This window comes from Miniimonas arenae (assembly GCF_006351005.1).
Classification (GTDB): domain Bacteria; phylum Actinomycetota; class Actinomycetes; order Actinomycetales; family Beutenbergiaceae; genus Miniimonas; species Miniimonas arenae.
Genome location: NZ_VENP01000006.1, coordinates 78,205 through 85,118, shown reverse-complemented (window position 1 = coordinate 85,118; position 6,914 = coordinate 78,205). Strand labels below are relative to the sequence as shown.

Annotated in this window: 7 protein-coding genes; 6 read left to right on the top strand and 1 reads right to left on the bottom strand. The window is 72.8% G+C overall.

Annotation, left to right across the window (positions count from 1 at the left end; all coding sequences use genetic code 11):
- Nucleotides 1–157: 157 nt before the first annotated feature.
- Nucleotides 158–1,246 carry a winged helix DNA-binding domain-containing protein gene (locus FH969_RS03235; protein ID WP_180359643.1) on the bottom strand — a complete coding sequence of 363 codons (1,089 nt, stop codon included), beginning with the start codon at nt 1,244–1,246 and terminating at the stop codon, nt 158–160.
- 66 nt (nt 1,247–1,312) lie between these two features.
- On the opposite strand from FH969_RS03235, the gene FH969_RS03230 reads away from it, so the two are divergent.
- From FH969_RS03230 to FH969_RS03205, 6 genes are all read left to right on the top strand, one after another.
- On the top strand, nt 1,313–1,804 hold the full coding sequence (locus tag FH969_RS03230; protein ID WP_139986066.1) for a P-loop nucleotide/nucleoside kinase family protein: 492 nt from the start codon (nt 1,313–1,315) through the stop codon (nt 1,802–1,804).
- A gap of 292 nt (nt 1,805–2,096) precedes the next feature.
- The gene (locus FH969_RS03225) at nt 2,097–3,959 is read left to right on the top strand and encodes an acetolactate synthase large subunit (protein ID WP_139986064.1); all 1,863 of its coding nucleotides are present in this window, start codon (nt 2,097–2,099) and stop codon (nt 3,957–3,959) included.
- A 5-nt stretch (nt 3,960–3,964) separates the two neighbouring features.
- Entirely contained in the window at nt 3,965–4,489 is a 525-nt protein-coding gene (gene ilvN, locus FH969_RS03220) for an acetolactate synthase small subunit (RefSeq protein WP_108717851.1), read from the top strand.
- A gap of 33 nt (nt 4,490–4,522) precedes the next feature.
- The gene (gene ilvC, locus FH969_RS03215) at nt 4,523–5,551 is read left to right on the top strand and encodes a ketol-acid reductoisomerase (RefSeq protein WP_108717850.1); all 1,029 of its coding nucleotides are present in this window, start codon (nt 4,523–4,525) and stop codon (nt 5,549–5,551) included.
- Nucleotides 5,552–5,677: 126 nt separating this feature from the next.
- Nucleotides 5,678–6,166 carry an ASCH domain-containing protein gene (locus FH969_RS03210; RefSeq protein WP_139986062.1) on the top strand — a complete coding sequence of 163 codons (489 nt, stop codon included), beginning with the start codon at nt 5,678–5,680 and terminating at the stop codon, nt 6,164–6,166.
- Nucleotides 6,163–6,876, top strand: a complete 714-nt coding sequence (locus tag FH969_RS03205) for a hypothetical protein (RefSeq protein WP_139986060.1) — start codon at nt 6,163–6,165, stop codon at nt 6,874–6,876. Before FH969_RS03210 ends, FH969_RS03205 begins: the two co-directional genes overlap by 4 nt.
- Nucleotides 6,877–6,914: the final 38 nt, after the last annotated feature.

The window sequence follows — 6,914 nt, the reverse complement described above, 5'->3', positions numbered from 1 at the left end:
CAGGTGTCCGGTCGACGGGCGTACCGAGCCGGTCGTGACCGGGACAGGAGCACAGTTTCGTGAGCGACGAGCAGGACCGCCGGCGCCACGGCGTGCGGGGGCTACGTCGTACCCAGACGGCTCCGCGTGGGGGGCTTCGCCATGCCCGAACGCCGGGTCAGCGCGCGTCGTCGAGCACGAGCCCGAGGTAGCGGGCGAGGTCGTCGAGCTCGCGGAGGGTTGACTGCTCGGCGTCGTCGTCGAACGCGTCATCGCCGTGGACGGCGTCGAGGCGCAGGACCCCGCGATCAGGCTCGGCGGTCGCGTCCACCCGTGCGAGCATCCGGTCGCCCACGAGCACGGGCATGGCCCAGTACCCCCAGCGACGCTGCGCGGCCGGCTTGTACATCTCGAGCTGGTACTCGAACTCGAAGAGCTCGAGCAGGCGCCTGCGGTCGAACACGAGTCGATCCAGCGGCGAGAGCACCGCGCACCGCCCCCGGAAGGACGTGTCGCGCTGCTCCCACCGTTCGGGATCGACGCACCAGGTGCCGGCCACGCCGTCGATCGCCACGGCGACGGCGCCGACGGGTGCGGGGTGCTTCGCCGTCGTCCGTCGAAGCCCCAGGGCGGCGAGTGCGCGGCGGTCGCGCTCGGCCCGAGCGGTCTCGAGGTCGGGTGCCCGTTCCGGGTCGTCAGCCCACACGCGCGAGGAGAGGTCCCAGTTCCGCTCGCGGCCTTCCCGGCTCGCGACGGCGACCTCGCCGCGCGCGGCCATGATCTCCAGGAGCTTCATGACGTTCTTCCCGTTCGTCCATCCCGTCGAGCGCCAGGGCACGGCGGTGGTGTCCGGGATGGCCTGGGCGGGGAGGGGGCCCTCGGCCCGAAGCAGCTCGAGCACGTCGTGTCGCGCCGCGTCGTTCGCCGCGATCCACCGCTGCGGCCCCGCCTGCCACGGCTCGAGCGGAACGCCGTCGCGCCACGCCGCCATCTCGGCGCGATAGAGCGCGACGTCCTCGACGGGCCGCAGCATGCCGGCGATCTCGACGAGCGAGCCGTCTCCGACGGCGTCTTCCAGCGTGCGCGCGTCCAAGCCCTCCGCTCCTTGCCGCGACCAGAGCACGAGCTCGGCGCTCGGCGCGACGGCGGCCGTGAGGTCGACCTGCAGGTGGCCGACCGTGCGCACCACCTCGAGGATGTCGACGGGTCGCGGCAGGTCGAGCAGCTGCGCCCGCACCGCGACGCGGCGTGCCTGGGTCCGGCTCATCCGCTCCACCTCGGCAGTCTGCGCCCTGGCGTCCCCCCGTGGCGAGCAACGGATAGCGTGGCCCGCGTGCCACGTGTCGTGCTGATGTGCGGGATCTCGGGTGCGGGCAAGTCGACGGTGGCGCGGACCCTCGTCTCGGAGGGCTGGGTGCGTCTGTCCACCGACGAGGCCGCCTGGCGCCGCGGTGTCCGCACGTTCCCCGTCTCGCCCGCCCTCGCGCAGGAGCTCGAGCGCGAGCAGCGCGCTGCACTCCTCGAGCTCGTGCGGGCGGGCCGCGACGTCGTCGTCGATGCGCCGTTCGCGACCCGTGCGCTGCGGGCGCAGTACCGGTTGCTGCTCGAGCCGATGGGGGTGACGCCGGAGGTGCGGTACGTCGTCGTGGACGCCGAGGTGGCCGCCCGTCGCCTCGCCGGTCGCGGGAGCGCCGGGTCGGACGACGGGCGGGTCGAGCACGACGCCGCCCTCGCCCTGGTGGCCGGGTTCGAACCGCCGACGACGGCGGAGGGGCCGCTCGCCGTCGTGCGCGGGGACGAGTCGGACGGACGGGGCGGGACGTGACGAGAGGACGCCGCCGCCGTCCTGCGGCGGTCCGACCGCGAGGCTGCGGCCGATCGGCGCGCACCTCGCCACCTCGGGCACGGGCCGAGCCCGGCAAAGCGCGGTCGCGGAGTGAGACCGTGATTCCACGGGTTGGGATACCTCGCACCCTGGGGTACGGTGGTGCCATGCAGATCGCGCTTCTCGTCGTAGTCGTCCCCGCCAGGGGCTGACTCGTCGACCGACCGACCTGCCGCCCCTGGAGCCGATCACCGGTTCGAGGGGCTTTTGTGTGTTCAACCCAAGGAGTGAGATGTCGACGACTGCGAAGCGTCCCGGGACCGCGGCCGGCCGCGCGCCCGCCGCACCCGCGCGTACCCCAGCTCCCCGGCCGCGGCCGGTGCCCTCGGCCGCGTCGGTAGCGCCGGAGCCGATGACCGGGGCCCAGAGCATCGTCCGCTCGCTCGAGGCCGCCGGCACCGACGTCGTCTTCGGCATCCCGGGCGGCGCGATCCTGCCGACCTACGACCCGCTGCTCGACTCGACGAAGCTGCGGCACATCCTCGTCCGGCACGAGCAGGGCGCGGGGCACGCGGCGTCGGGCTACGCGCACGCCACGGGCCGGGTCGGCGCGTGCATCGTGACGTCGGGCCCGGGAGCGACCAACCTCGTGACCGCCCTCGCGGACGCCAACATGGACTCGATCCCGATGGTGGCGATCACGGGTCAGGTCGGGGCGTCGCTGATCGGGACCGACGCGTTCCAGGAGGCCGACATCGTCGGCATCACGATGCCGGTCACCAAGCACTCGTTCCTGGTCACCGATGCGGACGAGATCCCCGCGCGGATCGCGGAGGCCTTCCACATCGCGAGCACGGGTCGGCCCGGCCCGGTGATCGTCGACGTCGCCAAGAGCGCGCAGCAGGCGCAGACGACCTTCCGCTGGCCCACCGAGCTCGACCTGCCCGGCTATCACCCGACGACCAAGCCGCACCTCAAGCAGGTGCGCGAGGCCGCGAGGCTGCTCGCCACGAGCCGTCGGCCGGTGCTCTACGTGGGTGGCGGCGTCATCCGGGGGAACGCGAGCGAGGCGCTGCGGGCGCTGACCGACCTCTCGGGCGCCGCCGTCGTGACCACGCTCATGGCGCGCGGCGCGCTGCCCGACTCCCACCCCCAGCACCTGGGCATGCCCGGGATGCACGGCACGGTGCCGGCCGTCGCGGCGCTCCAGCGGGCCGACCTCGTGGTGGCGCTCGGCGCACGGTTCGACGACCGGGTGACGGGACAGCTGTCCAGCTTCGCGCCGCTGGCGACCGTGGTGCACGCCGACATCGACCCGGCGGAGATCTCGAAGAACCGCCGCGCGGACGTCCCGATCGTGGGCGACATCCTCGAGGTGATCACCGAGCTCACCGCCGAGCTGGCGAACGAGCACGCGCAGCACGGCCTGCCGGACCTCGAGGGCTGGTGGAAGCAGCTGGACGCGCTGCGCGAGACCTACCCCCTCGGCTACACGGCGACGGCCGACGGTCTGCTCGCGCCGCAGCACGTGATCCAGCGGATCGGCGCCCTGACCGGGCCGGAGGCCGTGTACGTGGCCGGGGTGGGTCAGCACCAGATGTGGGCCGCGCAGTTCATCTCCTACGAGCGGCCGCGGTCGTGGCTCAACTCCGGGGGCCTCGGCACGATGGGCTACGCCGTGCCGGCCGCCATGGGCGCCAAGGTCGGCCAGCCGGACCGGATCGTCTGGGCGATCGACGGCGACGGCTGCTTCCAGATGACCAACCAGGAGCTCGCCACCTGCGCGATCGAGAACATCCCGATCAAGGTCGCGATCGTGAACAACTCCTCGCTCGGCATGGTGCGGCAGTGGCAGACCCTCTTCTACGAGGGCCGGTACTCCCACACCGAGCTCAACACCGGTCACCAGACCCGGCGCATCCCCGACTTCGTCAAGCTCGCCGAGGCGTACGGCTGCGTGGGCCTGCGGTGCGAGCGCGAGGAGGACGTGGACGCCGTGATCGAGCAGGCCAACGCGATCGACGACGCCCCCGTCGTGGTCGACTTCACCGTGAGCCGCGACGCGATGGTGTGGCCGATGGTCGCCGCCGGCGTGAGCAACGACGCGATCCAGTACGCCCGGGGAATCACCCCGAGCTGGGACCGGGAGGACTGAGAGACATGAGCCGCCACACCCTGTCCGTGCTCGTCGAGAACAAGCCGGGCGTCCTCACGAGGGTCGCCGCGCTGTTCGCGCGCCGCGCCTTCAACATCCACTCCCTCGCCGTGGGACCCACCGAGCACGGTGACGTCTCGCGCATCACGGTCGTGGTCGACGTCGACGCCCTGCCCCTGGAGCAGGTGACGAAGCAGCTCAACAAGCTCGTCAACGTCATCAAGATCGTCGAGCTCGAGGAGAAGACCTCGGTCCACCGCGAGCTGCTGCTCGTCAAGGTCAAGGCCGACGACGCCACGCGCACCGCGGTGCTGCAGGTCGTGGACCTGTTCCGCGCGCACGTCGTCGACGTCTCGCCCGAGGCGGTGACCGTCGAGGCGACCGGGACCACCGAGAAGCTCGACGCCCTCCTCACCTCGCTCGCGCCGTACGGCGTCCGCGAGATCGTCCAGTCGGGTACGGTCGCCATCGGCCGTGGCCCCCGCTCCATGAGCGACCGAGCGCTCGAGCGCATCGCGCGCTCGGCCTGATCCACCCATCACCACCGCAAGGAGAAACCCATCGTGGCTGAGCTGTTCTACGACGACGACGCTGACCTGTCCGTCATCGCCAGCAAGAAGGTCGCCGTCATCGGTTACGGCAGCCAGGGGCACGCGCACTCGCTGAACCTGCGCGACTCGGGTGTCGACGTCCGCGTCGGCCTGCGTCCCGGCAGCGCCTCCCAGGCCAAGGCGGAGGAGCAGGGCCTGCGGGTGCTGCCCGTCGCCGACGCCGTCAAGGAGGCCGACGTCGTCGTCATCCTCGCGCCGGACCAGGTGCAGCGCACGCTGTACGCCCAGGACATCGAGCCGAACCTCAACGAGGGCGCGACGCTCGTGTTCGGCCACGGCTTCAACATCCGGTTCGACTACATCAAGCCGTCCGCAGACCTCGACGTCGTCATGGTCGCCCCCAAGGGCCCGGGCCACCTCGTGCGCCGCGAGTACGTCGACGGGCGCGGCGTGCCGGTGATCGTCGCCGTCGAGCAGGACGCCTCGGGCGAGGCGTGGCCGCTCGCGCTGTCCTACGCCAAGGCGATCGGCGGCCTTCGCGCCGGCGGCATCCGCACCTCCTTCACCGAGGAGACCGAGACGGACCTCTTCGGTGAGCAGGCCGTCCTGTGCGGCGGCGCGTCGCAGCTCGTGCAGTACGGCTTCGAGGTGCTGACCGAGGCCGGCTACCAGCCCGAGGTCGCCTACTTCGAGGTGCTGCACGAGCTCAAGCTCATCGTCGACCTCATGGTCGAGGGCGGCATCGCCAAGCAGCGCTGGAGCGTCTCGGACACCGCCGAGTACGGCGACTACGTCTCGGGCCCGCGCGTCATCTCGCCCGAGGTCAAGGAGAACATGAAGGCCGTCCTGGGCGACATCCAGTCCGGCGCGTTCGCCGAGCGCTTCATCGCCGACCAGGACGCCGGCGCGCCGGAGTTCAAGGAGCTGCGGGCGAAGGGCGAGGCGCACCCGATCGAGGCCACCGGCCGCGAGCTGCGCAAGATGTTCTCGTGGCAGAAGAACGCCGAGACGGACTACGTCGAGGGTTCCGCCTCGCGCTGATCCGCGATCCGCCGATCTCGCCGATCCGGCGAGATCTCAGTTCCACGACGCGGCGTCGACCTTCGGGTCGGCGCCGCGTCGTCGTCAGCGCGCACTGCCGCCGCGCGTCTCGTGTTGAATGGCGGGATGGGTGAGGACGAGGCGATCGTGGCGTACTGGGAGTCCGTCCGGGCCAAGGCGAAGGTCGGCCGGCTGCCGGTGGTGCTCGGGCCGGGCGCGCTCGCAGCGGTCCCGCCGCCCGCGTTCCGGTTCGGTGACGCCCCCGAGCTCGCGGACGAGCTCCTCCGGCTCGTCCTCGACGGCGTGAAGACGGCCACCTCGACGGCGCAGGCCGAGCTCGGCCCCGACGACGCGGCCCCGGCCGCCGGTGACCTGTGGATCGCGCTCGACGGCGCCGGGCACCCGCGCGCGCTGCTGCGCACCACCGACGTCGTCGAGACGGCCTTCCGCGACGTGACGCCGGCCTTCGCCGAGGCCGAGGGGGAGGACGACCGCTCGCTGGAGAGCTGGCGTCGCGAGCACGAGCGCTACTGGCGCCGAGTGCTGGGGGACGACCGGTTCGACGAGGACATGGTCGTGCTGTGCGAGCGGTTCGAGGTGCTGGACCCCGCGTGAGCGAACGGCACGACGGCGAGCCCACCGGTGCGGCGCGTGCGCCCTGGGACGGGCTCGCCTCCGGTTCCGGCGGCGGGGACGACGTCGCCCCTGCCCAGCGGCCGGCCGACGCGGCCGAGCACGGCCCTGACCCGACGGAGCAGATGGTCGGACCGGCCGAGGAGGCCGAGCTCGTCGAGGCCCTGAGCCGGATCGGCTCGATCCTGCACTGGCTGCGCGTCCCCGCGGTCCTGGTCGCGCTCGCGGCCGCGGCCCCGGCGGTCGCCATCGTGGGGCTCGCCCTGACCTGGCGCACGTGGCCGATGGTGGTGGGGCTCGCCGTCGGGCTCGGTGCGCTGACGGTGCACGCCCTGTTCGTCCGCTCGGCCCTCGGCACCGCGCGAGCGGTGCGGCACCCCGGCGCGCTCGTGGCGGACCTGTGGTCGCTCCAGCGCCACACCACGGTGACGGTCGGCACCGCCGCCCGCCTGACCCGGACGGTCACCGGCAGCCGGGTCCGCCTCCTCGGCCGGCTCGCCGCGATGTGGCAGATCGTCCGGGTGCCCCAGTCCGTGCTCGATCACGTCGAGGACCTCCCGGCGCTCGGCTGGCTGCTGCCGCCGCGGGTCGTCACGACCTGGCGACGCACGCTGGCGTCGTTCTGGGTCGGCGTCGGCGGCTGGGTCCTGGCTCCGGTGCTCGCCGGGCTCGCGCTGACGCCGGTGCTGTGACGCGGCCGCCAGGTGCAGGCACGCCGCCCTGTCCGCGA

What these genes read in the sequence shown, in the direction of transcription:
- FH969_RS03225 (WP_139986064.1), top strand. Translation starts at nt 2,097, where the DNA reads ATGTCGACGACTGCGAAGCGTCCCGGGACCGCGGCCGGCCGCGCGCCC.
- FH969_RS03235 (WP_180359643.1), bottom strand. Translation starts at nt 1,246, where the DNA reads ATGAGCCGGACCCAGGCACGCCGCGTCGCGGTGCGGGCGCAGCTGCTC.
- ilvN (WP_108717851.1), top strand. Translation starts at nt 3,965, where the DNA reads ATGAGCCGCCACACCCTGTCCGTGCTCGTCGAGAACAAGCCGGGCGTC.
- FH969_RS03210 (WP_139986062.1), top strand. Translation starts at nt 5,678, where the DNA reads ATGGGTGAGGACGAGGCGATCGTGGCGTACTGGGAGTCCGTCCGGGCC.